Below are 24,589 nucleotides of genomic sequence, written 5' to 3' on the forward strand. Positions count from 1 at the left end.
GCGCCGTTGCCGAGCGGACGACCGGAACCGTAGCGGGTCCGCGCCGCCCGCGACAGCGACCGTGCCCCGATCGTTGCTAGGGCTCCTCCGAGCCCGGGGGCAGCGGCGGGTTGCCCGGGCGCAGCCCGTCGAGGAGCAGCGCCAGGTAGCGGGCGCGGTCCTCGCCCGACGCCGTCTCCGCCGCGTCCGACCCCTCGGCGACGGCCAGCGCCATGACCAGCACCGCCGACAGGTCCCGCGGGGTGAGCTCCGGGCGCACCGCGCCCGCGTCGCGTGCCCGGTCCAGCAGCCGGGTCAGCGTCCGGCCGTAGCGCTCGGCGGACTCGACGTCGAACGCGCCGGTTTCGCGGGCCAGCTGCAGGATCGTCCGCCGTCCGGCGATCGCCTCCACCGCCCGGCCCAGGGACCCGGCCAGGTCGGCCCAGGGGTCGCCGTCCCCGGCGGCCGCGGTCGGCTCGATCTCCGCGACGAACACCTGGTCCAGCACCGCCCGCACCAGCACGTCGCGGGTCCGGAACCGGCGGTACAGCGTCGCGACGCCGACCCCGGCCCGGCGCGCGATCTCCTCCAGCGGGACGTCCGCTCCGTCGGACTCGAACGCCGCGGCCGCCGTGTCGACGATCCGGCGGTGGTTGCGGGCGGCGTCGGCGCGCAGCGGACGGCCCGCCGGGGAGCCGTCGAGCGACGAAGCGGTCATCACTGCACGGTATCGCCCGGCCTCACCAGGTCACCGGCAGCGTGTGCATGCCGTAGACGAAGTGGTAGGCCCGGAAGGCCTCGGGCGGGACCGGTCCGGCCGGTGCGAGCGTGGGGAAGCGGCGGAGCAGGGCGGGGAACGCCGTCGCCATCTCCATCCGGGCCAGCGGGGCGCCCAGGCAGTGGTGCACGCCGTGCCCGAACGCGACGTGCCCGGCCGCGCCGCGGGTGAGGTCGAGCCGGGCGGGGTCGTCGAACCCGGACCCGGTGTCGCGGTTGGCGGTGGGCAGGGAGCACATCACCAGCGACCGCGCCGGGATCGGGGTGTCGCGCAGGACGGTGTCGGTCGTCGTCACCCGGACCACCCCGGTGTGCACGATCGACAGCCACCGGAGCAGCTCCTCCACGGCGGGCCGGGCCAGCTCGGGGTCGCTGCGCAGCAGCGCGGCCTGCTCCGGGTCCTCCAGCAGCGCCAGGGTGCCCAGCGACAGCATGTTCGACGTCGTCTCGTGCCCGGCGATCAGCAGCAGCGACGCGATCCCGACCAGCTCGTCGTGGCTGATCTCCTCGCCGTGCTCGCGGATCAGCATGCCGAGGATGTCCTCGCCCGGGTCGGCCAGCGCCGCGTCGACGAGCCGGGTCATGTAGGCGCGGTTCTCCCGGCCCACGGCCAGCCGCTCCTCGGCGGGCAGGGAGACGTCGAGCAGGCGCGTCGAGCGGGCGGTGAACTCGTCGCGGTCGGTGTAGGGCACCCCGAGCAGCTCGCAGATGACCATCGACGGCACCGGCAGGGCGAACAGGGAGACCAGGTCGGCACCCGGCCCGGCGGCCTCCAGCGCGTCGAGGTGCTCGTCGACGATCTCGGTGATGCGCGGCTCCAGGCGGGCCATCCGGCGCTGGGTGAACTCGCGGGTGAGGAAGCGGCGCAGCCGGGTGTGCTCCGGCGGGTCCTGCAGCAGCAGCTGGCCGGCCCGCATCTGCTCCTGCTCGCGCTGGGACAGCGGCGGTGCGTCCGGGCGGGTCAGCTCGGCGCTCCCGGCGTTGGAGTAGGTCGCGGCGTCGCCGAGCACGTGCCGCACGTCGTCGTAGCGGGTGACGAGGTAGGCCTCGGCGCCGAAGGCGGTCCGTACCCGTGGGATGTCGCCGGAGTCGCGGATGCGCTCCAGCTCGGCGTCGGGCAGGAACCGGTCGCGGCGCATGTGCAGCGGGAGCGTGAAGTCCGTGGCGGTGTCGGTCATGGTGCTGGCCTCCGGAGGGTCGGCGGGCGCGTCGCAGTCCACGGTAACCGCTCAAACGACAGTGTGCTCTCGTTTCGCGTCGCCTGTCCGGTACGCCCCGGATGACCGCCGAACCGGTGAAACCGGGCGAACCGTGACAGGCTGCGACCGTCATCGACGACGACGACAGCCCGGGGGCGCCCTGTGTTCCAGCAAGATCCCGAACCGCTCGGCAGTCTCTGGCTGTCCGCACTCGTCGCGCTCCTCCCGCTGGTGGCGATCTTCGTGACGCTGGGTGCCCTGCGCTGGAAGGCGCACTGGGCCGGGCTGGCCGCGCTCGTCGTCGCGGTCGTGGTCGCGGTGGCGGCCTTCGGGATGCCGGTGCACCTGGCCCTGCTGTCGGCCACCGAGGGGGCGGTGTTCGGCCTCTTCCCGATCATGTGGATCGTCTTCACCGCGATCTGGCTCTACCAGCTCACCGTCGCCGCGGGCCGGTTCGAGGACCTGCGCGCCGCCTTCGGGCTGATCTCCGACGACCCCCGGGTGCAGGCGATCATCATCGCGTTCTGCTTCGGCGGGCTGCTCGAGGCGCTGGCCGGGTTCGGAGCCCCGGTGGCGATCACCGGCGTCATGCTGATGGCGCTCGGGTTCTCCCCGGTCCGGGCGGCGGTCGTCGTGCTGCTGGCCAACACCGCCCCCGTCGCGTTCGGCGCGGTCGGCACCCCGATCATCACCGCGGGCACCCTCACCGGGATCCCGTACAACGAGATCGGCGCCGTCGTCGGACACCAGACCCCGGTGCTCGCGTTCATCGTCCCGACGCTGCTGGTGCTGCTCGTCGACGGGAAGCGCGGGGTGCGCCAGGTCTGGCCGGTCGCGCTCGTCATCGGTCTCGCGTTCGCCGTCGCCCAGTGGCTGGCCGCGACCTACCTCTCGGTCGAGCTCACCGACATCGTCGCCTCGCTGGCCGGGCTGGCGGCCGGCGTGGTCCTGCTGCGCTTCTGGCAGCCGCGCGGGGGCGCCGAGGCGATGGAGACGCTGCGCATCGAGCGCACCGCCGACGCACCCGTCGAGGACCCGGGCGGCGACGGCGGCGGGTCCGTCGCGACCGAGCAGCGCACCCTCGCCGAGCGCTCGCAGGCGCTGTCGGTCGGCAGGCTGTTCATGGCCTTCGCGCCGTACCTGCTGATCATCGTGGTGTTCTCGGTGGCGAAGCTGGTCGGCCCGGTGTCGACCTTCCTGACCGGCACCGACCTCAAGATCGGCTGGCCGGGGCTCGACGGACAGGTCCTCGGCGCGTCCGGGGACCCGGTGTCGACCACGACCTACAGCTTCCAGTGGCTGTCCTCGCCCGGCTCGCTGCTGCTGATCTGCGGCATCGGCGTCGCGGTGATGTACCGGCTCACGCCCGCGACGGCGGTCCGGGAGTTCGCCGCCACCGCGTACAAGCTGCGGTTCGCCTTCCTCACCGTGGCCACCGTCCTCGCGCTGGCCTACGTGATGAACCTGTCCGGGCAGACGATCTCCATCGGCACCTGGATCGCCGGGACCGGCGCGGCGTTCGCGTTCCTCTCGCCGATCCTCGGCTGGCTCGGCACCGCGGTCACCGGCTCGGACACCTCGGCCAACGCCCTGTTCGCGACGCTGCAGCAGACCGCGGCCGAGCAGGCGGGCCTGGACCCGCACCTGATGGTCGCGGCGAACACCTCCGGCGGCGTCGTCGGGAAGATGATCAGTCCGCAGAACCTCACCATCGCGGCGACGGCCGTGGGCATCGCGGGCCGGGAGTCCGAGCTGTTCCGGCGGACGATCCTGTGGAGCGTCGGGCTGCTCGCGGTGTTGTGCGTGCTGGTGTTCCTGCAGTCGACCCCGGTGCTCGGATGGATGCTCCCGACCTTCTGACGCACACCGCCGGGCGCTGCGGAAGGATCGCCCGGGTGCGCCTGACCGTCCTGCCCACCGCCGATCTCGGGCGCGACGGGCTCCGGGCCCTGCGCGCCCTGCTCGACGCCGCGTTCCCCGCCGACGCCGACGGGTCCGGCGGGTTCGACGACGCCTCGTTCGACCACGCGCTCGGCGGGGTGCACGTGCTCGCCGGTCCGCTGCACGACCCGGTCGGGCACGCGGCCGTCGTGGGCCGCCGGCTGCTGCACGACGGCGTCGCGCTGCGCACCGGCTACGTCGAGGCCGTGGCCGTGCGGCCCGGGAGCCAGGGCGGCGGGCTCGGCGGGCTGCTCATGGCCGAGGTGGACCGGATCGTGCGCGGCGGGTACCGGCTCGGCGCGCTCGGCGCGGCCGCCCGCGCCGCGCGGCTCTACCGCAGGCACGGCTGGGAACCGTGGTGCGGCCCGCTCGCCGCGCTCACCCCGGACGGCGTCGTCGACACCCCCGACGAGCGCGGCGCCGTGCACGTCCTGCCCGTCGACGCGCCGCTCGACCCGGCCCGCGCGCTGGTCTGCGACTGGCGCGACGGCGAGCTGTGGTGACGCCCGGGACGCCGGCCCCGGAGTGACGCGGCCGGTTCACCCGGATGTCGGCCAGGAGTCGGGTGATCGTCATCCGGCGCCGGTGGAGTTCACCCGTGCAACTGGCGGTGCTCGACCTGGCGGGTACGACGATGGCCGACGACGGGCTCGTGCTCGCCGGGCTGCGGGCCGGCCTGCGCGCCGCCGGGGTCCGCGTCGACGGTCCCTGCTACCCGGCGCTGGACCGGCAGGCCCGCGCGACGATGGACCGCCCGGTCATGACGGTGCTCGGTGAGCTCCTCGACGGCGACATGTACCGGGCCCGCCGCGCGCACTCCGCGTTCGCCGACCACCTGCACGCCGCGCTGGACGCGGGCCGCGTACGCCCGGTCCCCGGCGCCGCGCAGACCCTCGACGCGCTCCGCGACGCCGGCCTGAGCGTGGCCCTGACCTGCGGGTTCGATCCCGAGCTGCGGGACCGGCTGGTGTCGGCGCTGGGGTTCACCGAGCGGGCGGACATGGTCCTGTCGCCCGCCGACGTCGACGGCCGCGGCCTGCCCGAGCCCGACCTGCTCCACGCCGCGGCCCGGCGGGCCGGGACCGAGCCCTCCCAGGTCGCGGTGGCCGGTGACGCGACCGCCGACATCGACGCCGCCGTCCGGGCGGGGGCGGGGCTCGCCGTCGGGGTGCGGGGCGGGGCGCACGGCGAGCCGCGGCTGCGCGCGGCGGGCGCCGACGCCGTCATCGACTCGGTCGCGGACCTGCCCGCGCTGCTCGGCCTCCCCAGCTGAGCCCGCACGGCGTAGCGTCCGTCCCGATCTTGACCGGTCCGCGGTGACGACGGGGGTGGCGGCGTGGCCCGACGCACGGTGGCGGTGGCGTCGCTCGGCACGACGCTGGCCCTGGTCAGCTACACCGCGCCGCTGGCCACCCTGGCCCCGATCGCGGCCGACCTGGGCTCCTCGCCGTCGGGGCGCTCCTGGATCCTCAGCTCGATGAGCCTGGGGCTCACCGCGGTGCTGCTGACCGCGGGGACCCTGGCCGACCGGCTGGGGCGGCGCGCGGTGTTCACGACCGGCGCGGTCGTGCTGGCCCTGGCCTCGGCGGGCGGGGCGTTGGCCACCGGCACCGCCGGGTTCGTCGCCGGCCGGATCGGGCAGGGCGTCGGGGCGGCCGCGGTCGTCGCCTGCAGCCTCGCGCTGATCGGGCACGCGCTGCCGCCGGGCCCGCGCCGCTCGGCCGCGACCGGGCTGTGGGGCGCGGCGCTGGCCGCCGGGATCGCGGCGGGCCCGCTGCTCGCGGGCCTGCTGCCGTGGCGGGTGCTCTACCTCGCCGTCGCGGTCGCCGGGCTGGCGCTCGCCGTCGCCGGGCGCACGCTGCTCACCGAGTCCACCGCCGGGCGCCCGCGCCCGGTCGACGTCGCCGGGATGGTGCTGCTCGCCGCCGGGCTGGCGGTGCTGCTCGCCGGCCTCACCGAGGCCCGGCGGCTGCCGGTCACCACCACGACCGTCGTGCTGCTGGTCGCCGGGGCGGTGCTGCTGGCGGGGTTCGTCGTCGTCCAGTTCGTCGTCGCGCACCCGATGGCGGGGCCGGAGCTGTTCCGCCACCCCGGGCTGGTCGCGGCGACGGTCGCGAGCCTGGCCACCGGGCTCGGCATCATCTCGCTGAGCTCCTACCTGCCCGCGCTGCTCGCCCCGGTGCACGGCACCGCCCCCGCGACGGCGGCTCTGCTGCTGCTCGGCTGGTCGGGCACCAGCATCGTGACCGCGCTGCTCACCCGCCGGATCAGCGAACGGGTCACCGGCGGGGTCCGCCTCGGCGTCGGCCTGCTCGTCATGACGGCCGGCCAGCTCGGGCTGCTCGCGACCGGCTCCGGCCCCGGGGCGGTCCTGGCCGCGCTCGTCGTCGTCGGCGTCGGCACCGGGGTCGTGAACGCGACGCTCGGCCGCGAGGCGGTCGCCTCGGTGCCACCGGACCGGGCGGGCACCGGCAGCGGCATCAACAACACCACCCGCTACCTGGGCGCCGCCGTCGGCGTCACGCTGACCTCGGTGCTGACCTCACCGGCGGGCGACGAGCCGGTGCCGGTGCTGCTGGCGGGCTGGCACGTCGCCGTGCTGGTCGCGACCGGGTTCACCCTGCTCGGCGCCCTCGTCGCGCTGGCCTGTGCCCGCTCGGCCGCCCGCACCCCGGTGCCGGCGCCGCAGGGTTGACGGCCGGTGCCGCGGCGAGCAGCGTGCGGGGACGTGACGACCCTGCTGGTGATCGGCTTCGACCCGGCGCGGATCCCCGGGTACGATCCGGCGCCCGTGCTCGCCGCCCTGGAACGGGGCCGCGACGGCTACCGCGCGGCCGGGATCGAGGCGACCGAGGTCCTCGTCGGCCCGGACGGCGAGCTGCCGCGGATCACCGCGGCGCTGACCGCCCGCCGCTACGACTGCGTGCTCGTCGGCGGTGGGCTCCGCACGCCCCCGGAGTGCCTGGAGCTGTTCGAGCGGGTGGTGAACCTGGTGCACCGGCACGCGCCCGGCTCGGTGATCGCGTTCGGCACCTCACCCGTCGACGGCGCCAAGGCCGCCCTGCGCGCGCTGGCCTCCGCGTGAGGGTGGGGGAGCGGGTCGCCGACGCCCTGGCCGGCGGCCGCCCGGTGCTGGCGTGCGAGTCGACGATCGTCACCCACGGCCTGCCCGCGCCGCGCAACCTCGCCGTCGCCCGGGAGGCCGAGGAGCTCGTGGCCTCGCTCGGGGTCGTCCCGGCGACCATCGGGGTGCTCGACGGCGAGGTCGTCGTCGGGCTGACCGACGACGAGCTGGCCCGGCTGGCGACCGCCCCGGACGTGGTGAAGCTGTCCGCCCGGGACCTCCCGGTCGCCGTCGCCACCGGCGCGAGCGGGGGCACGACGGTCGCCGCGACCGCGTACCTCGCACACCGGGCCGGCATCCGGGTGTTCGCCACCGGCGGGCTCGGCGGGGTGCACCGCGGTGCCGCGCGCACCTTCGACGAGTCGGCCGACCTGCCCGCGCTCGCCGCGCTGCCGCTGGTCGTGGTCAGCGCCGGGGTGAAGTCGGTGCTCGACGTCCCGGCCACCCTGGAGCGGCTGGAGACCCTCGGCGTGACCGTCGCCGGGTACCGCACGCACGCCTTCCCCGGCTTCTACGTGGCCGACTCCGGGCACCGGGTCGGGCAGCGGCTGGACTCCCCGGAGCAGGTCGCCACGGCCTGGCGGGCCGCCCGCGACCTCGGCCTGCCCGGGGCCCTGCTGGTGGCGAACCCGGTCCCGGCCGCCGAGCAGCTCCCGCCCGCGCTCCACGACGCCGCACTGGCCGACGCCCTCGCCGCCCTCGACGACGCCGGGATCGGCGGGCAGGACGCGACCCCGTTCCTGCTGGCGCGGGTCCGCGCCGCGACCGGCGACGCCAGCCTGGAGGTCAACGTCGCGGTGTACCGGCACAACGTGGCGCTGGGCGCCCGGATCGCCACCGCCCTGGCCGGGCGGTGACGCGCCGGTGCCGCCTCAGACGACGGGCGTGATGGACCGCAGCGCCTCGGAGCCGCGCACCGCCGTGGTCAGGTCGGCCAGCGCCCGCCCGTGGGCCGCCGCGAGCTCCGCGGACTGCTCGGTGAGGGTGTTGCGGTCCACGTAGCCGGAGTGGTCGAGGTAGAGCCCGGGGGAGAGGACCTGGACGGCGAAGAACCCGGCCAGCACCGACCGGAGCCCGTCGACGGCGAGGAAGTGGTGCCCGCTCGCGCCGGTCAGCACGACCGCGGCCGCCTTGCCCTGGAGCGGGGCGGTCTTCTCGCCCCACTTCCCGCGTTCGGTGGCCTCCAGCAGCGCCCGCAGCGACGCCGTGTGCCCGGCCCGGTAGACCGGGCTGCCGAACACGACGGCGTCGGCGTCGGCGAAGGCCGCGGTGACCTCGGCGACGGGGGTCTGCGATAGCTCGATCAGGGCGGTGTCGGCCCCGGTGCCGGCGAGGATCCCGGCGACGGCGGCGGCCGTGCGCCCGCCCGGCTCCGGGCCCGCGACGACCCCGATGATCCGGCCCGCGGTGCCGCTCACGAGCCGGCCCGCGGGGTGAGGGCGTAGGTGCCGCGGTGGAACAGCAGCGGCAGCCGCTCCGGGTCCGCGCCGAGCGCGTCGACCCGGGCGACGACGATCGTGTGGTCGCCGCCGTCGTACTCGTTCCACAGGGTGCAGTCGACCCAGGCGCCGACGCCCTCGAGGACCGGCGAGCCGGACGGCGCCGCCGCCCAGGTCACCCCGGCGAACTTGTCGACCCCGGAGCGGGCGAACCCGGCGCTGTGGTGCTCGTGGTCCGCGGCCAGCACGTTCACGCAGAACCGGCCCACCTCGCGGATGCGCGGCCAGGTCGAGGACCCGCGGGAGGGCGCGAAGCTCACCAGCGGCGGGTCCAGCGACAGCGACGCGAAGGACTGACAGGTGAACCCGATGGGCCCGTCCGGGCCGATCGCGGTGACGACGACGACGCCGGACGCGAACGCGCCCAGTGCGTCGCGCATGGACTCCGGGGTCACAGTGGGGGTGACCGGGCCGGGGAGGGAACGCGACATGACCCGACCCTAGGCGGGGAAGGTGCGCTCGGCCAATGATCCGGTCCCGGGTGGTGGGGAACACCCCGGGCCGGGGTGCCGCCTCCACCGTGTCGCCGTATCCGTCGCGGAATCGATCCGGTAGAACTCCCCGTGCCGTGCACCCCGAACTCGTGGGGAGCCCCGGGGTGCCCGAGACGGCAACGGCCGGCGGAGCGATCGCTCCGCCGGCCGTCCTTCACCGGGGGCCGGGTGGGGGGACGCCCGGCCGGACCCGGGTCAGCTCGCGTAGGCGCGCAGCTTGTCGGCGCGCTCGCCGACCCGCAGCTTCGACATGACCTCGCGCTCGATCTGGCGCACCCGCTCGCGGGAGAGCTTGAAGGCGCGCCCGATCTGGTCGAGCGTGTGCGGCTGGCCGTCGTCGAGGCCGAAGCGCATCCGGATGACCTTCTGCTCGCGGTCCTCCAGGGTCGACAGCACCCGGCGGAGGTCGTCGTGCAGCAGGCTCGAGATCACGGTGTTCTCGGCGTCGGTCGCCTCGGCGTCCTCGATGAAGTCACCGAGCGGCGCCTCCTCCTCGGACCCGACCGGCATGTCCAGGCTCACCGGGTCGCGGGCGTGGTCGAGCAGGTCCTGGATCTTGTGCTCCGGGATGCCCGACTCGGCCGACAGCTCGGCGTCGCTGGGCTCGCGGCCCTGACGCTGGTGCATGTCCCGCTTGATCCGGGCCAGCTTGTTGACCTGCTCCACCAGGTGCACGGGCAGCCGGATGGTGCGGGCCTGGTCGGCCATGCCCCGCGTGATGGCCTGCCGGATCCACCAGGTCGCGTAGGTCGAGAACTTGAAGCCCTTGGTGTAGTCGAACTTCTCCACCGCGCGGATCAGGCCGAGGTTGCCCTCCTGGATCAGGTCCAGCAGCGGCATCCCGCGCCCGGTGTAGCGCTTGGCCAGCGAGACCACCAGCCGGAGGTTCGCCTCCAGCAGGTGGTTCTTGGCCAGCAGCCCGTCGCGGACGACCGCGCGCAGGTCGCGGCGGTACTGCAGGTCCAGCCCGTCCAGCGTTCCGTCGGCGGCGGCGGTGTCCAGCCGGTGCTGGGCGAACACGCCGGCCTCGATGCGCCGGGCCAGCTCGACCTCCTGCGCCGCGGTCAGCAGTGCGGTCTTGCCGATCCCGTTGAGGTAGACGCGCACCAGGTCCGCGGCGGGGCTCTGGGCGTCGAGATCCTCCGCCACCGCGGCCGCGGCACCGGGTACGGTGGCTTCCAGTGCGGTGCCTCCGTCGCCGTCGGTGCGACGGCGGGAGCTGCGAGCGACCTTGGGGGCGGTCCGCTTCGCGCCGGACGACGACACGGTGGCGCGAGCGGGGGCCTCGGTCGTGAGGCGCGGGCCGGGTACGGCCGGAGCGGTCGTGGTCACCGTCATGTGCATTTCCTCCCCTGCGCGGGCTGCGGCGGGCGATTGATGGGCCTCACCGCTTGCCCTGTACGGGGTCAACGCATCCGTTCCGGGGATCGTTCCCACGACGCGGCCCCGCAGGCCGGGAAATGTGCCTGCGGGGCCGTGTCGTCGGTCACATGCAGTTGCGGTTCTCTCAGGGTCCTCTTAGAGAGCGACCCGGCCGGGCGTGCCGGTCAGGGTGCGGGCACCCGCGGGGTGTCCCGCGGGTCGGCCACGGCGCGGACGCTGCTGCGCCGCCGCGACGCCTTGCCGGCCCCGGTGTCCTTCTTCGACGGCACCGAGTGGCCGTAGACGGTCTCCATCAGCACCGGCCAGTCGTGGCGCAGCGCGTCGCGGCCCATGAACAGCCCCAGGTGGCCGGCGGTCGCCGTCCGGTAGGTGACGTCCGCGGCCGGGGTCCCGACCTTCTCCGCCGCGGCGAACAGCTGCGGGGCCGGGGTGATGTGGTCCGCGGAGCCCGCCAGCAGCAGCAGCGGGCAGTCGATCGCCCCCATGTCGACGGTCCGGCCGTCGACGGTGAGCGTGCCCTTGATCAGCCGGTTCTTCCAGAACAGGTTCTCCACCAGCCACAGGTAGAACGCGCCGGGGATGTCCTGGGTGTACTTGAACCAGTCCTCGAACACCCGGTAGCGCTCGACGTGGGTGGGGTCGTCGATGTTCTCCAGCAGCTGCAGCTGCCGCGAGATCTCCGACTGCGGCTGGATCGAGATGAAGTTCGACAGGACCGCCGAGCCCGGCATGTTGCCGCCGCCCGCGGCGACCAGCGCCTTGTACGGCGCCATCCCCATCGTCCCCGCCATCAGCCGCGTCGAGGCGGCGATCACCGACTCGCCGGCGTGGAAGTCGATCGGCGCCCCGGCCAGGGTCAGGGTGTTCACCCGGTCCGGGTGCAGCGCGGCGTAGATCGTCGCCAGCCAGCCGCCCTGGCAGTCGCCCACCAGGTTCGCCTTCCCGCCCATCCGCCGGATGGACCGGTCGATCACCTCGAGGTAGTCGGTGATCGTGACGTTCTTCGTCGCGGTCGTGGCGGGCCGCCAGTCCAGCGCGTAGACCCTCGTCAGGCCCGAGGCGCGGATCATGGCGATCTGGCTCTGCTGCGGCGAGTAGTCCACGACGGTCGAGGAGTGCCCGGCCTGGGGCGGCAGCACCAGGGTGGGGACCACGTCGTCGTCGCGGTGCTCGGCGGCGGTGAAGTCGCGCAGCGACGCGAACGGCGTCGACAGCACGACCTCGTTGGCCAGGTGCCAGGTCGGCTCGCGCCGGTCGGCCATCGCCGAGATCCACAGCAGCCCGCGGCGGGCGGCGTCGCCGGGCCGGGCGATCCGCTGGACCGCGTCGATCCAGTAGGCACCGGTGGCCCGGCCGACCTCGGCCACCACCTTGGTCAGGTTCCGGGTGTTGTACGACACGAGGTACCGGAGGGGGTCCGGCCGGTCGTCGCTCCCGGTGGCCGCGGCCACGGGGGTGTCGGGAAGGGCACGCGGTCCGTGCTCCCTGGAGGGTGCGGACCGTCGGGTGATCGCCGTGCTCATGGGCCTCTCCCATCAACTCTGATGACCGGGGGCTATCCGGGTTACCGAACGGTAAAACGCGATCGGTATGTCAAGCAAGCGCTGGCCTACTCCGGAGTAGTGCTTGCTTCGCTTAGCGCAGGTGAGAGGCCTTACAGCAATCCGGGGCTGCCTACCGGTGAGTACGCGGTCACCATGAGTCCATCCCGTTGCGCCTCCCGTTCCCTGAGGGAGCGCGGGAACCCAGGCACGGAGACCGAACCGGCCGTCAGGAGTGACGAACAGTGACCACGCAGCCCGTACCCCAGCCCGAGTCCGAGAACGGCAGCGCCGCCGCGTCGAACCAGGCCGCGGAGGTGCTGCGACGGCAGGCGGCGGGTCTCGTGCGGGACCTGCGCGAGCTCGCCAGCCCCGAGGGGCTCGCCGCGAAGGTCGACCCGGTCGGCTTCGGCGGGGCGCTCGGCGAGGCCGCCCGCTCGCTGGTCACCCGGCCCGGCGCGGTGCTGCGCACCGGTCTGGGCTTCGGCGTCGACTCGGCCAAGGCCGTGTCCGCCGCGGCCGCGCGCGCCGTCGGCGGGACGACCACCGGTCCGGCGTCGCTGCCCGAGAAGGACAAGCGCTACGCCGACCCGGCCTGGGAGGGCAACGCCTGGTACTACCTGGCCCGCCAGGAGCACGCCCTGCTCGCCGACCGGCTGACCGAGCTGTCGCAGGCCGCCCGCGTCTCGCCGACCGCGCGCCGCAAGCTGGACTGGCTGGTCGGCCAGATCGTCGAGGCGCTGGCCCCGCCGAACACGGTCGTCACCAACCCGGCCTGGCCGAAGAAGATCGTCGAGACCGGCGGGCTGAACATCGTGCGGGGCGCGCGCAACATGCTGCGCGACGCCGTGCAGAACCAGGGGATGCCGCGCCAGGTCACCCCCGGCGCCTTCCAGGTGGGCAAGGACCTCGCGGTCACCCCGGGCCACGTGGTCTTCCGCAACCGGCTGATCGAGCTCATCCAGTACGAGCCGCAGACCGACAAGGTCCACGAGATCCCGCTGCTCATGAGCCCGCCGTGGATCAACAAGTACTACATCATGGACCTCGCGCCGCAGAAGTCGCTGGTGGAGTGGGCGGTGCAGCACGGCCACACCGTCTTCATGATCAGCTACCGCAACCCGGACTCGTCGCTGGCCGACGTGACGATGAGCGACTACCTGCAGGAGGGCCCGGTCACGGCCCTGGAGGTCGTCCGCGAGATCACCGGCCGGGACAAGGTGAACGTCGCCGGGCTCTGCCTGGGCGGCGCGCTGTCCGCCGCGATGACGGCGTGGCTGGAGGCCAAGGGCGACCAGCGCGTCAACTCGCTGACCCTGATGAACACGCTGCTCGACTACTCCGGCCCGGGCCAGCTGGGCGTGTTCACCGACGAGAAGACGGTGAACCGGCTCGAGCGGAGCATGCGCAAGGACGGGTACCTGCCCGCCACCAGCATGAAGACGACCTTCGACCTGCTGCGGTCCACCGACCTGGTCTGGAACTACGTCGTCAACGACTGGATGCTCGGTGAGGACCCGAAGCCGTTCGACATGCTGACCTGGAACTCCGACTCCACCCGCATGCCGGCCGCGATGCAGACCGAGTACCTGCGCACGCTGTACATGGAGAACCGCTTCGCCGAGGGCAAGCTGGAGCTGGCGGGGGAGCGGCTCGACGTGGCCGACATCCGGCCCGACAGCTACATCGTCACCGCCGAGTCCGACCACATCGCGCCCTGGAAGTCGGTCTACACCGGGGCGTCGAAGCTCGGCGGCACGGTGCGGTTCGTGCTGTCGAACTCCGGGCACATCGCCGGCGTGGTCAACCCGCCGTCGCCGAAGTCGCGGCACTGGTTCGGCGAGAGCGACGACCTCCCGGCCCGCGCCGAGGACTGGCGCGACGACGCCACCGAGCGCAAGGCCTCCTGGTGGGAGGACTGGACGCCGTGGATCGCCGAGCGCGCGGGCAAGGAGGTCGCGGCGCCGAAGAAGATCGGGTCGGACGCGCACCCGCCGCTGGAGCCCGCTCCCGGCCGTTACGTGCTGCGCGGCTGAGCCGCCGGCCGGACCCCGCCGCCGCCCCGGTGATCACCGCTGGTCACCGGGGCGGCGTCGTGTCCACGATGGACGGTGATCCGTACTGTCCACTGTCGACACTGCATCGGATGCGTGCGCAACCGCCGTCCGGCGGGGAGAATGCGTCGCCATGGACCGCGTACGTTCTGTGCCCGCGCGCCGGCGACCGCCGCGCGGGCCCCTCCGGGCGGGGACGCCGTGAGCCGCGCGGGGGAGACCCGCACGCACGGCGGGCGCCGGCCGCGGAGCGCCGGGGAGACCGCCGCCGACGAGCTGCGCGAGAACGGCCGCCGGGCCGCCGAGGACGCCTGGAGTGCGCAGGTGAACGCCCTGGGCGGGTTCATCCGGGCGCAGCGCCAGATGGCCAAGCTCTCGCTGCGGGAGATGGCGGCGATGACCAAGGTGTCCAACGCCTACCTCAGCCAGGTCGAGCGGGGGCTGCACCAGCCGTCGCTGAAGGTGCTGCGCTCGATCGCCGACGCGCTGCACCTCAACACCGACCAGATGCTCAGCCGGGCCGGCTGGTCGGTCGGCGACCCGGACACCGCGGGCGACGCCGCCCCGGCCGAGGAGGCCGCCCCCGCGGCCACGCCGCCGCCGGGTGTCGAGGCCGCGATCGAGGCCGACGCGCGGCTGTCCGGCGAGCAGAAGGCGGCCCTGCTGGGGGTGTACCGGAGCTTCGTGCAGCGGGACTGAGCAGGCGTGCTTGACATACTTAACGGTCGTGCGTAGTTTTCTTGGCATGCCGGGGTGCTCATCCGCGCCCCGTCCACGCCGAGAAACGTCTCCCGGGAGGGAAGCACCGATGACCGCCTCCACCGAGCAGTTCGTCGACATCGCCAAGCGAGGCCAGGACCTGGTCACCGAGTCCGTCCGCGGGTGGACCGAGGCCGCGAGCGGCCTGGCCCGCCAGTTCGGCGCCGGTGACCGCCCGCAGCTGCCCGACGCGGGTGCCGCCGTCGAGCGCGTCTTCGACTTCTACGAGCAGGTGCTCGGCCACCAGCGCGAGTTCGCCCGTACCGTCGTCGGCGCGGGCACCTCGGTGTTCGACCAGGTCACCGAGCAGGCGACCAAGGCCGCCGAGGCCGTGACCGAGCACGCCGGGCGCAGCACCGAGGCCGCCGCGGAGAAGACCGCGCGCGCCACCCGGAGCGCCGCCGGCAAGTGACCCCGCCCGACGACGGCCCCCACCCGGCTCCGGGTGGGGGCCGTCGTCGTGTGACCGGGTCGCGCTGTCCCTACCCGCCGGTCCGCGCGAGGGTGGCCCCATGAGCCCCCGCACCCGGCCCCGCCGCATCGCGATCGCCTGCCAGGGCGGGGGCAGTCACACCGCGTTCACCGCGGGCGTCCTGGCCCGGCTGCTGCGCTCGGACGCGCTCGGCTCCGCCGCGGACCCGGCCGAGGTCGTCGCGATCTCGGGCACCTCGGGCGGCGCGATCTGCGCACTCGTCGCCTGGGACCGGCTGCGCGAGGGCCAGACCCCCGACCGGCGCGAGGCCGCGGCGACGGCGCTGGAGGAGTTCTGGGCCGACAACGCCGCCCGCACCCCGCTGGAGCGCCTCACCAACCTGGGCGTGGTGACGGCGGGCGCGCTGCAGGGGCTCGGGCTCGTCCCGGCGGGCACCCCGTACCTGGTGCCGCGCCCGTTCGACGGCACCCGCCAGTTCCTCGACCTGGTCTCGCGGCACGTGGACTTCGCCGCCATCGGTCCGGACCCGGCGGGCACCGCGCCGCTGCTGCTGCTCGGCGCCGTCGACGTGCTGACGGGGGAGTTCCGGGCGTTCTCCAGCCGCACCGACACCCTGACCGCCGAGACCGTGCTCGCCTCGGCCGCGATCCCCACCCTGTTCCGCGCGGTGCACACCGCGGGCGGCGTCTACTGGGACGGGCTGTTCTCGCAGAACCCGCCCACCCGCGACCTGCTCGACACCGACCCCGACGAGCTGTGGGTCGTGCAGATCAACCCGTCGGAGATCGACAGCGAGCCGCGCAGCCCGATCGAGATCGCCGACCGGCGCAACGCACTGGCCGGCAACCTGTCGCTCAACCAGGAGCTCGGGTTCATCGAGACGATCGACCGGCTGCTCGCCGACGGGAGCCTCGGCCCGGACTCGGGCTACCGGCAGGTGACCGTCCGGGTGCTGGAGATGCCGGCCAGCACGGTGCGGTCCCGGCTGCTCGGTGCCGCCTCGAAGATCGACCGCGACGTCGCGTTCCTCGACCACCTGCAGCGCCGGGGCGCCGCCGCGGCCGACCGGTTCCTCGGCGCGCTGGCCTTCGAACGGGCGGTGCGCGACGGCGACCCGGTCGCGCTCGCGGCCGCCGTCACCCCGGACGCGACCCTGACCTCGACCGCCCCGTTCCGGGAGCGGCCGTCCCCGGTGCCGCTGCTCGCCCACCTCGGCGAGCTGCTCGACGGGGAGTTCACCGTCGACCCGACCCGCAAGCAGGTCGCCCGCGACACCGCGGAGTGGGCCGTGCGGGTGCGCCGCGACGGCGGTGTCACCGACGGGTCGGCCGAGGCCGACCTCGACGACGACGGCCGGGTCACCGCGCTGCGGCTCGGGCCACGCCCCTGACCCCGGGCTCGGGGCTCACAGGATCAGAACGGGATCAGCGGCACCACGACCAGCCGGGCCAGCAGCACGGCCACGAACACGATCAGCACCGACAGGTCGAGCCCGACCGCGCCCATCCGGACCGGCTGGACGCGACGGCGGATCGGGGCGACGACCGGCTCGGTCAGCCCGTGGGTGATGCGGCGGGCGGTGTCGAGCACGGCGCCGCCGCGCCCGGAGCCGAGCACGTCGATCCAGTCCACGACGACCCGGGCGACCAGCACGAGCTGGAACAGCCCCAACAGCCAGGACAGCAGGTAGGCGACCATGTCTCCATCGTCCCCTTTCCGGCTGAGAGTCCGGTGAGAGACGGCTGAGACCTGGGCCCGGTACCGGGCTCAGACCTCGACCAGGACCGTGAACGGGCCGTCGTTGACCGACTCCACGGCCATCTGCGCGCCGAACTCCCCGGTTCCGACGGTGGCGCCGCGCCCGCGCAGCGCGGCCACCACCGCGTCGACGACCGGCTCGGCGTCCTGCGGGCGGGCCGCCGCCGACCAGGACGGCCGCCGGCCCTTGCGGGTCTCGCCGTACAGGGTGAACTGGCTGACCACGAGCAGCGGGGCGCCGGCGTCCGCGCACGAGAGCTCGTCGCGCAGGATGCGCAGCTCGTGCAGCTTGCGGGCCATCGTGTCGACCTTCCGCGCGGTCGCGGCGGGGTCGGTGCCGACGTCGTCGGCGTGCACGCCGAGCAGCACCAGCAGCCCGGGCCCGATCTCCCCGGACACCCGCAGCGGTGTGCCGTCGGGTGCCTCGACCGTCACCGACGCCCGTCGTACGCGGGCGACGACGGCCCTCACCCGACCGGCCCCGACGGCGACGCGGCCGCGGTCCGCGCGGGCACCGGGTGCGGCCAGCCGTCGACCGGCTGGAGCAGGCCGTGCCGGACGAACTCCCGCACCGCGGGCAGCGTCGCCGCGACCAGCGCGTCGACCGGCAGGTCGTGGGCGTAGGACAGCAGCGCGAGCAGCTCGGACAGCGGCAGGTCACCGCGGCAGCCGGCCAGCAGCGCCGCGGCCGGGGCGTCGACGGGGTGCTCCCAGCCGGGTCCGCCCCAGCGGCGCACGGTCGTCGACAGCTCGGCCCAGCCGCCGTCCGGGTCGACCGACGAGGCCGACTCCAGCACCGTCTCCGGGGCGAGCAGCAGCCGTGCGCCGAGCAGGTCCTCGTCGCGGGTGTGGGCGCGCAACCAGTCCACCCGGTCGAGCCAGCCGGTCATCTCCCGGCCCAGGCCCTCGCCCAGCTCGCCGGGCAGGTCCTCGACCACGACGGTCGGCTCGCTGTCGGTGCGGCGCAGCATGAGGAAGCCGAACCCGACCCCCTCCACCCGCTCGGCGGCCATCCAGTCCAGCCAGGCACCGGCCTGCTCGCGGGCCGCCCGGGAGGTCGGGACCAGCCCGGCGTCGCGCTGCCAGGTGCCGACGTGCAGGCCCGGGTCGACGACCTCGCGCTGCAGGACCCAGGCGTCGACGCCGTCGGGCAGCCAGGACCGCACCCGGTCCGGCCAGTCCTCGCCGCGCACGTGCAGCCACGACCCCAGCAGCTGCGCGACCCCGCCCGGGTTGAGCAGGCCCGGCAGCTCACCCAGCAGCCCGGCCAGCGCGGAGTCCCCGGCCGCACCGGAGTCGCGGTAGACGTAGTCCACCCGCGGCGGGCCCGGCACGAACGGCGGGTTGGACACCACCTGGTCGAAGCGCTCCCCGGCCACCGGGGCGAACCACGGGCCCTCCCGCAGGTCGACCTCCACCCCGGACAGCCCCAGCGACAGCCGGGCCAGGGCCAGCGCGCGCGGCAGCACGTCGGTCGCGGTGACCCGCAGCGCGTGCCGGGAGCCGTGCAGCGCCTGCACCCCGCAGCCGGTGCCCAGGTCGAGCAGGGTGCCGACCGGACGGCGGACGGTCGCCGCGGCCAGCGTCAGCGACGCCCCGCCGACGCCGGTGACGTGCTCGCGGTCCTGCCGCGCGGCCGGGGTGTCGATGTCGGACACCACCCACCAGTCGGTGCCCGGCTCGCCCTCCGCGCCGGGGCCCTCGCCGTAGGGGCGCACGTCCAGCGCGGCCCGGATGCCCTCCGGGGTGCGGCGCAGGATCCGGCCCTCCAGCAGCGGGTCCAGGTCGCCGAGCGCCGCGGTCACCGCCGGCTCGGGCTCGGTGTCCTCCAGCAGGAACAGCCGCACCAGGGTGCCGAGCTCTCCGCCGTCGCGGCTGGCACGGGCGGCGGGCTCCGGCTCGCCGCGGGTCAGCGCGTCGTGCGCGGAGCGGCCCAGCAGGGCGCGCACGCCGTCCGGGGTGTAGCCGGCGTCGAGCAGACAGCCGCGGACGCGTTCGGTGTCACCGGCGTCGAGATGGGGGAGCACCCCGCCATTGTCGCGTGCCATCCTGTGCGGCATGAGCGGGATCTGCATCGCCCAGGAACCGGAGGCCGACGCGCTGCTGGAACGCGAGCCCCTCGCGTTGCTGATCGGCATGCTGCTCGACCAGCAGATCCAGATGGAGGTCGCGTTCCGCGGCCCGCTGAAGCTGCACGAGCGCCTCGGCGGGCTCGACGTGCGCGTCATCGCCGACCACGACCCCGAGGAGTTCGCGACGCTGGCCACCACCCCGCCCGCCATCCACCGCTACGGCGGCTCGATGGCCCGGCGGGTGCAGGAGATGTGCCGCGCGATCGTCGAGGACTGGGACGGGGACCCGGCCGCGATCTGGACCCGCGACGACCCCGACGGGCGCGAGGTGCTGCGCAGGCTCAAGGCGCTGCCCGGCTACGGCGAGCAGAAGGCGAAGATCTTCGTCGCGATCCTCGGCAAGCAGTACGGGGTCACCCCGGACGGCTGGCGGGAGGCCGCCGGGGACTACGGCGCCGACGGCACCCGGCTCTCCGCGGCCGACGTCGTCGATTCCCGGACCCTGCTCGAGGTGCGCGACACGAAGAAGGCGATCAAGGCCGCGGCGCGCGAGAAGAAGGCCGCTGCGGCGAAGTGATCCGCCGGCAGGGCTAGCATCACGGGTGTGCACAAGGTTCCGGAGGCGCTCGCCGGCGCACGCGTGATCGACCCGGACCAGGTCTGCGACGCCGTCGCGGTGCTCGCCGACGCCACCAAGGTGGCCGAGGTCGCAACCGTCCTGGACGTCCTGGGCGAGGTCAACCGCCTGTCGCTGCTGCTCGCGCTGCAGCACGCCGGGGACCTCTGCGTCTCCGACCTCGCCGTCGCCGTCGGGATGAGCGACTCGGCCGTCTCGCACGCGCTGCGCCTGCTGCGCGCGCACGGCATGGTCACCGCCCACCGCGAGGGACGGCTGGTCCGCTACCGGCTGACCGACGGGCTCGCCCGCCGCGTGCTGGAGATCGTGTCGGCGGTCGCCGTCGCACCGGGCGCGCTGCACGCGCACGGCGCCGACGACGGGGAGGCGTCGTGACGCCCGCGATGATCGAGCAGGTCCGCCCGCCGGTCCCGGCAGAGAAGCTCGACCACGAGATCGCCCGGCTGCTCGACGCCCTCCAGTCGGTCTACGACGACGGCTGGTACCCCGAGCTCGAGGTCGTGCGCCCCTGGTCGACGCACAACCCGCGCATCTCCGGGGAGTTCGCCCGGCCGTGCGCGATCCGTCGCTACCTGCACCGGGAGCTGCGCGGCCTGCTCGCCGCCGGGGCCACCGTCACCGCCCGCGCGGCCCGCCCGGCCCGGGCGTTCACCGACCCGGAGTTCTTCGCCGCGCTCGACGAGGACCGCTTCGACCTGCGGGTCAAGAAGCTGTTCCTGTTCGGCCCGGAGCGCATGGCGCTCTCGCTGGACCGCCTCTCGCACTACACCGGCACCCCCGCCGAGTCCTTCCAGCGGCACGTGCTGTTCACCAACTACGCGATGCACGTCGAGTCGTTCCTGGAGCGCTTCCCCGACGCCGAGCGGCCCGACCGCGCCGGCGTCCAGATGCCCGCCTACCACCACCCGGGCGCCGACGGCGACGGCGTGACCCTGGTGAACATCGGTGTCGGCCCGGCCAACGCCAAGACCGTCACCGACCATCTCGCCGTGCTCCGCCCGGACACCATGATCATGATCGGGCACTGCGGGGGCCTGCGGAACCGCCAGGAGCTGGGCGACTTCGTGCTGGCCACCGCCTACCAGCGGGCCGACCACGTGCTCGACGAGGTGCTCCCGGCCGACGTGCCGGTCATCCCGAGCATCCGGCTCAACGGCTACCTGATGGACGCGCTCGGCGCGGCCGAGGCGACCTGGCGGCCGGGGGTCGTGCACACCACCGACAACCGCAACTGGGAGTTCAACCAGGCCGCGACGCTGCACCGGATGCGGCTGGCCCGTGCCGTGGCGGTGGACATGGAGTCCGCGACGATCGCCGCCAACGGGTTCCGCTACCGGATCCCGAACGCGACCCTGCTGTGCGTGTCGGACAAACCGCTGCACGCCGAGCCCAAGCTGGCCGGCGGCGCGCGGGCGTTCTACGAGGCGAGCAAGCGCAAGCACCTCGGGATCGCGCTGGACGCGCTGGACCGGGTCCGCGACGAGCACCCCGACGGCCTGCCCGGCTCCGAGGTCCGCTCCGCCGACGAGCCGCTGCTCGGCAACGGGCCCGACGGGGCCTGACCGGCGGCCCGGGCCCGGCGGGGGTCACAGCGGCCGCGTGTACCCGGCCCGGTCGGGCTCGTAGCCCAGCCGCGCCAGGAACCGGTGCGGCCCGTCCCCGGCGGTGTCCCCGGCCCGCGCCACGACGGCGCCGCGGGCCCGCCCGTGCTCGTGCGCCCACTCCACCAGCGCCGACCCGACCCCGCGCCGGCGCCACCCGACGGCGACCCTCAGCCCCTCGACCTGCAGCCGGGTCGCACCGCGCAGGGCGGGCCCGGGAAGGATCGTGAGCTGCACGGTCGCGACCACCCGGCCGTCGCCGGCGCGGGCGACCGCGAGGAACCGGCCGGGGTCGCGGTCCAGGGCGTCGAAGGCCTCCTCGTAGGGCGCGAGGTCCGGGTCGTCGGCGTCGGCGTCCCCGGCACCCGACAGCAGCGCGACGACCGCCGCGACGTCGGCCCGGGTGGCCCGGTCGACGACGAGCCGGTCCCCGGCCAGCACGACGTCCGCGCCCGCCGGGTGGGCGCTGGACCGGACGCCGTCGACGACCCGGTCCAGCCAGGCGCCGACGTTCTCCCGGGCCTCGTCGGTGTCGGGGTAGCGGCAGCGCAGGTGCAGGCCCGCCTCGTCGAGGATGAACCAGACCATCACGCCGTCGGCGTCGCCCGCGGAGCTGACGTACTGCGCCTCCAGCCCGGCGTGGTCGATGCGCACCGGCAGCCGTCGCAGGTCCAGCCAGGAGATCGCGAACATGCCGGGCGCCTCGGGCATCCCGCCCCACGGGGCCAGCACGTCGTCGAGCGGCCAGGAGCCGAGCCGCACGGCCTCGCGGACGGCGTCGGCGCAGGCCCGCGGATCGGGGTCGCGCGCGTCGATCACCGCGTTGGTGATGAACCAGCCGACCGAGCCGTGCCAGCGGTCGTCGTAGCGGCTGTGCACGGGGAACACCGCGCGCAGCGGGGCGTGCGCCAGCTCCCGGGTGGTGCGGGTCATGACCGAGGTGACCAGCGCCAGCGTCGACACCCCGGACCCGCGGGCCCGTCGCTCGAACAGTGCGCAGTCGTCGACGCCGAGCACGTCACGCACCTCGACGCGCTCCGGGGGAGCGGGGGTGAGCTCGCCCAGCGGCAGCGGGAAGCGGGGCATCACGTCGCCGCCCGCGGCCAGGATCTCGGCCCAGCGCTGCCGGACCCCGTCGGGCGCGGGCTCCCGGCCGGCCAGGGCGGCGGTGTGCTCGGCGAAGGGGCGCACGGTGCCGCGCGGCAGCGTCCCGCCCAGGCCCTGCACGAGGTCTCGCAGGACCACCAGCAGCGACCACATGTCCACGTGCGCGTGGTCGGCGGCGACGACGAGCGTCGGCCGGTCCGCGGTGAGGATCACGCAGAGCCGGTGCGACGGCGCCGCGTAGGGGGTGCAGCGCTCGTCGAGCATCCGGCGGACGGCGTCGTCGACGGCCTGGCCGGGCGCGACCGGGTGGGTGACCCAGCGGCCGGGACGCAGGTCCACCTCGTGCAGCCGGGGACCGGCCGGGCCGGGGGAGAACACCGTGCGCAGCGTCCCGTGCCGGCGCAGCACCGCCAGCCAGGCCCCGGCCAGCGCGTCGAGGTCCACCGCCGGCAGCCGGCAGGTGATCGCCATCCACGAGCCGGGCCGGTCCCCGCGGCCGACGTGGCGGCGCTGGTCGAACGAGACCGGGACCGGGTGCCCGGTCCGGCCGACGGCGACGTCGTAGCCGAGCAGCGTCCCGTAGGGCAGCCGCAGGTGCGTCACGCTCGTCAGCCGCATGGCCATAACCTAGGCCGACGAAGATCAGGAGGCGTAGCGCATGGCCACGTTCGGGATCGCCGGGGCGACACTGGACTTCGACGTCCGCGACACCTCCGGCGGTCCGGCGGTGGTGGCGCTGCACGGCCTCACCTCCAGCCGTCGCCGTGAGGCCCTGATGCGGCTCGACATCGCCTCCCGGGTCGAGGGCGTCCGGCTGCTGCGCTACGACGCGCGCGGCCACGGCCGCTCCGGTGGCACCACCGACCCCGCGGACTACCGGTGGCCCGCGCTGGCCCGGGACCTGCTGGGGCTGCTCGACCACGTCGTACCGGGGGAGCGGGTGCACGGGGTCGGGCCGTCGATGGGCGCCGGGACGCTGCTGCACGCCGCGCTGGCCGACCCGGGCCGGTTCGCCAGCCTCACCCTGATGCTGCCGCCGACCGCCTGGGGGACCCGCCGCGCCCGGTCCCGCGACTACGAGCGGTCCGCGTCGGCCGTGGAGGCCGACGGTGTCGCGGCGCTCGACGCCGGTGCCGACGACGCGGACCTGCCCCCGGCCGCCCGGGGACGCCCGCGGACCGAGCCCGACGTGCGCGCCGAGCTGCTCCCGGCGATCCTGCGCGGCGCGGCCGCCACCGACCTCCCCGCACCGGAGGAGCTGGAACGGATCACGGTGCCGGTGCAGATCCTGGCCTGGACCGGGGACCCGGGCCATCCGGAGTCCACCGCGCGGACCCTGCGGGAGCGGCTGCCCGCGGCCGGGCTGTCGATCGCGGCGACCCCGGACGACGTCGTCTGGTGGTCGCGGCTGCTCGCCGCGCGGCTGCGCCGCTGGGAGACGCTCGACCCCACCGTCGACGGCGGGCCCGCGGGCGTGCGCGAGGCGCCCGGCGGGCGCCCGCGCGGGGATCGCGTAGGGGTGTCACCATGGAAAGGGAGGTGGTTCGACAGTGGCTGAGCGGCGACGCGTGGACCCCGTTCTCATCACGGACGCGCAGATGTCCTACGAAGAGGAACTGGAGATCCGCAAGCGGCGCTACAAGTGGACGATGGGCATGCGGATCCCGTGCATGATCCTCGCCGGCGTCTTCTACCAGATCCCGTGGGTCGCGGTGACCCTGCTCGCGATCTCGGTGCCGTTGCCGTGGATCGCGGTGCTGATCGCGAACGACCGGCTGCCGCGCAAGGCGGAGAAGCCCAACCGGCACCGGCAGGACCACCGGGCGATCGAGGCCCGTCCGCACCAGGTGATCGGCCAGGGCGACGACGATCCCGCCGGCCCCCGGCCCACCACCGACGACGAACAGCCCACGGGGACCACGGGAGGCGGCACCGCCTCCCCGCCCTGAGGTCGCTCTCGGGCATCATGGGCGCCATGTCCACGACGACGCTGCCCGAGGTCGACACCCGGCCGGAGACCACCGACAAGACCGGTGACGACCGGCCGGACATGTTCCACTACGTCAAGAAGGACCGGATCGCCGAGAGCGCGGTCCTGGGGAACATGGTCGTGGCGCTGTGCGGCGAGACCTTCCCGGTGACCAAGTCGCCCAAGCCGGGGTCGCCGGTCTGCCCGCAGTGCAAGGAGATCTTCGAGGGGCTCCCCCCGGGTGGCGGCGACGGGGAGTGAG

General features: G+C 74.9%; 26 protein-coding genes. 16 read left to right on the top strand and 10 right to left on the bottom strand.

Going from position 1 to position 24,589, the window contains the following annotated elements; genetic code table 11:
* Positions 1–76: 76 nt before the first annotated feature.
* A complete protein-coding gene (locus KPL57_RS44385; RefSeq protein ID WP_226356367.1) occupies positions 77–697 on the bottom strand; it encodes a TetR/AcrR family transcriptional regulator in 621 nt (206 codons plus the stop codon).
* A 22-nt stretch (positions 698–719) separates the two neighbouring features.
* Entirely contained in the window at positions 720–1,934 is a 1,215-nt protein-coding gene (locus KPL57_RS44390; protein ID WP_226356368.1) for a cytochrome P450, read from the bottom strand.
* 183 nt (positions 1,935–2,117) lie between these two features.
* On the opposite strand from KPL57_RS44390, the gene KPL57_RS44395 reads away from it, so the two are divergent.
* The 6 genes from KPL57_RS44395 to KPL57_RS44420 all read left to right on the top strand — a co-directional run bounded on the left by KPL57_RS44395 (position 2,118) and on the right by KPL57_RS44420 (position 7,877).
* Positions 2,118–3,815 carry an L-lactate permease gene (locus tag KPL57_RS44395; RefSeq protein WP_226356369.1) on the top strand — a complete coding sequence of 566 codons (1,698 nt, stop codon included), beginning with the start codon at positions 2,118–2,120 and terminating at the stop codon, positions 3,813–3,815.
* 35 nt (positions 3,816–3,850) lie between these two features.
* Complete coding sequence (locus KPL57_RS44400) at positions 3,851–4,399, top strand: GNAT family N-acetyltransferase (protein ID WP_224402818.1); 549 nt, start codon at positions 3,851–3,853, stop codon at positions 4,397–4,399.
* Positions 4,400–4,494: 95 nt separating this feature from the next.
* On the top strand, positions 4,495–5,169 hold the full coding sequence (locus KPL57_RS44405; protein ID WP_226356370.1) for an HAD family hydrolase: 675 nt from the start codon (positions 4,495–4,497) through the stop codon (positions 5,167–5,169).
* A gap of 63 nt (positions 5,170–5,232) precedes the next feature.
* Positions 5,233–6,591 (top strand): MFS transporter, encoded by a 1,359-nt coding sequence (locus KPL57_RS44410; RefSeq protein ID WP_226356371.1) that lies wholly within the window; start codon positions 5,233–5,235, stop codon positions 6,589–6,591.
* 33 nt (positions 6,592–6,624) lie between these two features.
* The gene (locus KPL57_RS44415) at positions 6,625–6,981 is read left to right on the top strand and encodes a hypothetical protein (RefSeq protein WP_226356372.1); all 357 of its coding nucleotides are present in this window, start codon (positions 6,625–6,627) and stop codon (positions 6,979–6,981) included.
* Positions 6,978–7,877 (top strand): pseudouridine-5'-phosphate glycosidase, encoded by a 900-nt coding sequence (locus KPL57_RS44420; protein ID WP_226356373.1) that lies wholly within the window; start codon positions 6,978–6,980, stop codon positions 7,875–7,877. Before KPL57_RS44415 ends, KPL57_RS44420 begins: the two co-directional genes overlap by 4 nt.
* A 15-nt stretch (positions 7,878–7,892) precedes the next feature.
* On the opposite strand, the gene KPL57_RS44425 is transcribed toward KPL57_RS44420, so the two are convergent.
* The 4 genes from KPL57_RS44425 to KPL57_RS44440 all read right to left on the bottom strand — a co-directional run bounded on the left by KPL57_RS44425 (position 7,893) and on the right by KPL57_RS44440 (position 11,919).
* On the bottom strand, positions 7,893–8,438 hold the full coding sequence (locus tag KPL57_RS44425; RefSeq protein ID WP_226356374.1) for an NAD(P)H-dependent oxidoreductase: 546 nt from the start codon (positions 8,436–8,438) through the stop codon (positions 7,893–7,895).
* Positions 8,435–8,950, bottom strand: a complete 516-nt coding sequence (locus KPL57_RS44430; RefSeq protein WP_226356375.1) for a flavin reductase family protein — start codon at positions 8,948–8,950, stop codon at positions 8,435–8,437. Before KPL57_RS44430 ends, KPL57_RS44425 begins: the two co-directional genes overlap by 4 nt.
* A 258-nt stretch (positions 8,951–9,208) precedes the next feature.
* Positions 9,209–10,357: a sigma-70 family RNA polymerase sigma factor gene (locus KPL57_RS44435; RefSeq protein ID WP_226356376.1), complete on the bottom strand. Its 1,149-nt coding sequence runs from the start codon at positions 10,355–10,357 to the stop codon at positions 9,209–9,211.
* A 203-nt stretch (positions 10,358–10,560) separates the two neighbouring features.
* Positions 10,561–11,919, bottom strand: coding sequence for an alpha/beta fold hydrolase (locus KPL57_RS44440; protein WP_226356377.1), 1,359 nt, complete (start codon positions 11,917–11,919; stop codon positions 10,561–10,563).
* A 263-nt stretch (positions 11,920–12,182) separates the two neighbouring features.
* On the opposite strand from KPL57_RS44440, the gene KPL57_RS44445 reads away from it, so the two are divergent.
* The 4 genes from KPL57_RS44445 (at position 12,183) to KPL57_RS44460 (ending at position 16,573) form a co-directional block, all read left to right on the top strand.
* Positions 12,183–13,973, top strand: coding sequence for an alpha/beta hydrolase (locus tag KPL57_RS44445; RefSeq protein ID WP_226356378.1), 1,791 nt, complete (start codon positions 12,183–12,185; stop codon positions 13,971–13,973).
* Between the two features lie 219 nt (positions 13,974–14,192).
* Complete coding sequence (locus KPL57_RS44450) at positions 14,193–14,690, top strand: helix-turn-helix domain-containing protein (protein WP_226356379.1); 498 nt, start codon at positions 14,193–14,195, stop codon at positions 14,688–14,690.
* A 109-nt stretch (positions 14,691–14,799) separates the two neighbouring features.
* Complete coding sequence (locus KPL57_RS44455; RefSeq protein WP_062402515.1) at positions 14,800–15,162, top strand: hypothetical protein; 363 nt, start codon at positions 14,800–14,802, stop codon at positions 15,160–15,162.
* Between the two features lie 100 nt (positions 15,163–15,262).
* The gene (locus KPL57_RS44460) at positions 15,263–16,573 is read left to right on the top strand and encodes a patatin-like phospholipase family protein (protein ID WP_226356380.1); all 1,311 of its coding nucleotides are present in this window, start codon (positions 15,263–15,265) and stop codon (positions 16,571–16,573) included.
* A 23-nt stretch (positions 16,574–16,596) separates the two neighbouring features.
* On the opposite strand, the gene KPL57_RS44465 is transcribed toward KPL57_RS44460, so the two are convergent.
* The 3 genes from KPL57_RS44465 to KPL57_RS44475 all read right to left on the bottom strand — a co-directional run bounded on the left by KPL57_RS44465 (position 16,597) and on the right by KPL57_RS44475 (position 18,989).
* Positions 16,597–16,881, bottom strand: coding sequence for a YggT family protein (locus tag KPL57_RS44465; RefSeq protein WP_062402520.1), 285 nt, complete (start codon positions 16,879–16,881; stop codon positions 16,597–16,599).
* Between the two features lie 69 nt (positions 16,882–16,950).
* The gene (dtd, locus tag KPL57_RS44470; protein WP_226356381.1) at positions 16,951–17,412 is read right to left on the bottom strand and encodes a D-aminoacyl-tRNA deacylase; all 462 of its coding nucleotides are present in this window, start codon (positions 17,410–17,412) and stop codon (positions 16,951–16,953) included.
* The gene (locus KPL57_RS44475; RefSeq protein WP_226356382.1) at positions 17,409–18,989 is read right to left on the bottom strand and encodes a methyltransferase; all 1,581 of its coding nucleotides are present in this window, start codon (positions 18,987–18,989) and stop codon (positions 17,409–17,411) included. Before KPL57_RS44475 ends, dtd begins: the two co-directional genes overlap by 4 nt.
* Before the next feature lie 10 nt (positions 18,990–18,999).
* On the opposite strand from KPL57_RS44475, the gene KPL57_RS44480 reads away from it, so the two are divergent.
* The 3 genes from KPL57_RS44480 to KPL57_RS44490 are packed head-to-tail and all read left to right on the top strand — an operon-like array spanning position 19,000 to position 21,212.
* Positions 19,000–19,590: an HhH-GPD-type base excision DNA repair protein gene (locus tag KPL57_RS44480; RefSeq protein ID WP_226356383.1), complete on the top strand. Its 591-nt coding sequence runs from the start codon at positions 19,000–19,002 to the stop codon at positions 19,588–19,590.
* 27 nt (positions 19,591–19,617) lie between these two features.
* Positions 19,618–20,025, top strand: a complete 408-nt coding sequence (locus tag KPL57_RS44485) for a helix-turn-helix transcriptional regulator (protein WP_100880326.1) — start codon at positions 19,618–19,620, stop codon at positions 20,023–20,025.
* A complete protein-coding gene (locus tag KPL57_RS44490; protein WP_100880327.1) occupies positions 20,022–21,212 on the top strand; it encodes an AMP nucleosidase in 1,191 nt (396 codons plus the stop codon). Before KPL57_RS44485 ends, KPL57_RS44490 begins: the two co-directional genes overlap by 4 nt.
* 24 nt (positions 21,213–21,236) lie before the next feature.
* Here the strand turns inward: KPL57_RS44490 and KPL57_RS44495 are convergent, their stop codons facing one another.
* On the bottom strand, positions 21,237–22,976 hold the full coding sequence (locus KPL57_RS44495) for a GNAT family N-acetyltransferase (protein WP_226356384.1): 1,740 nt from the start codon (positions 22,974–22,976) through the stop codon (positions 21,237–21,239).
* 40 nt (positions 22,977–23,016) lie between these two features.
* Here KPL57_RS44495 and KPL57_RS44500 point away from each other — a divergent pair, with 40 nt between their 5' ends.
* From KPL57_RS44500 to KPL57_RS44510, 3 genes are read left to right on the top strand one after another with little or no spacing between them, the layout of a single operon-like run.
* On the top strand, positions 23,017–23,916 hold the full coding sequence (locus KPL57_RS44500; RefSeq protein ID WP_226356385.1) for an alpha/beta fold hydrolase: 900 nt from the start codon (positions 23,017–23,019) through the stop codon (positions 23,914–23,916).
* Positions 23,917–23,926: 10 nt separating this feature from the next.
* Positions 23,927–24,307 (top strand): DUF3099 domain-containing protein, encoded by a 381-nt coding sequence (locus KPL57_RS44505; protein WP_226356386.1) that lies wholly within the window; start codon positions 23,927–23,929, stop codon positions 24,305–24,307.
* Positions 24,308–24,333: 26 nt separating this feature from the next.
* Positions 24,334–24,588 carry a DUF3039 domain-containing protein gene (locus KPL57_RS44510; RefSeq protein ID WP_062404655.1) on the top strand — a complete coding sequence of 85 codons (255 nt, stop codon included), beginning with the start codon at positions 24,334–24,336 and terminating at the stop codon, positions 24,586–24,588.
* Position 24,589 lies beyond the last annotated feature (1 nt).

This window comes from Pseudonocardia sp. ICBG601 (assembly GCF_020496245.1).

What these genes read in the sequence shown, in the direction of transcription:
- KPL57_RS44385 (WP_226356367.1), bottom strand. Translation starts at nt 697, where the DNA reads ATGACCGCTTCGTCGCTCGACGGCTCCCCGGCGGGCCGTCCGCTGCGC.
- KPL57_RS44390 (WP_226356368.1), bottom strand. Translation starts at nt 1,934, where the DNA reads ATGACCGACACCGCCACGGACTTCACGCTCCCGCTGCACATGCGCCGC.
- KPL57_RS44430 (WP_226356375.1), bottom strand. Translation starts at nt 8,950, where the DNA reads ATGTCGCGTTCCCTCCCCGGCCCGGTCACCCCCACTGTGACCCCGGAG.
- KPL57_RS44435 (WP_226356376.1), bottom strand. Translation starts at nt 10,357, where the DNA reads ATGCACATGACGGTGACCACGACCGCTCCGGCCGTACCCGGCCCGCGC.
- KPL57_RS44440 (WP_226356377.1), bottom strand. Translation starts at nt 11,919, where the DNA reads ATGAGCACGGCGATCACCCGACGGTCCGCACCCTCCAGGGAGCACGGA.
- KPL57_RS44455 (WP_062402515.1), top strand. Translation starts at nt 14,800, where the DNA reads ATGACCGCCTCCACCGAGCAGTTCGTCGACATCGCCAAGCGAGGCCAG.
- KPL57_RS44460 (WP_226356380.1), top strand. Translation starts at nt 15,263, where the DNA reads ATGAGCCCCCGCACCCGGCCCCGCCGCATCGCGATCGCCTGCCAGGGC.
- KPL57_RS44465 (WP_062402520.1), bottom strand. Translation starts at nt 16,881, where the DNA reads ATGGTCGCCTACCTGCTGTCCTGGCTGTTGGGGCTGTTCCAGCTCGTG.
- KPL57_RS44475 (WP_226356382.1), bottom strand. Translation starts at nt 18,989, where the DNA reads ATGGCACGCGACAATGGCGGGGTGCTCCCCCATCTCGACGCCGGTGAC.
- KPL57_RS44480 (WP_226356383.1), top strand. Translation starts at nt 19,000, where the DNA reads ATGAGCGGGATCTGCATCGCCCAGGAACCGGAGGCCGACGCGCTGCTG.
- KPL57_RS44495 (WP_226356384.1), bottom strand. Translation starts at nt 22,976, where the DNA reads ATGCGGCTGACGAGCGTGACGCACCTGCGGCTGCCCTACGGGACGCTG.
- KPL57_RS44500 (WP_226356385.1), top strand. Translation starts at nt 23,017, where the DNA reads ATGGCCACGTTCGGGATCGCCGGGGCGACACTGGACTTCGACGTCCGC.
- KPL57_RS44510 (WP_062404655.1), top strand. Translation starts at nt 24,334, where the DNA reads ATGTCCACGACGACGCTGCCCGAGGTCGACACCCGGCCGGAGACCACC.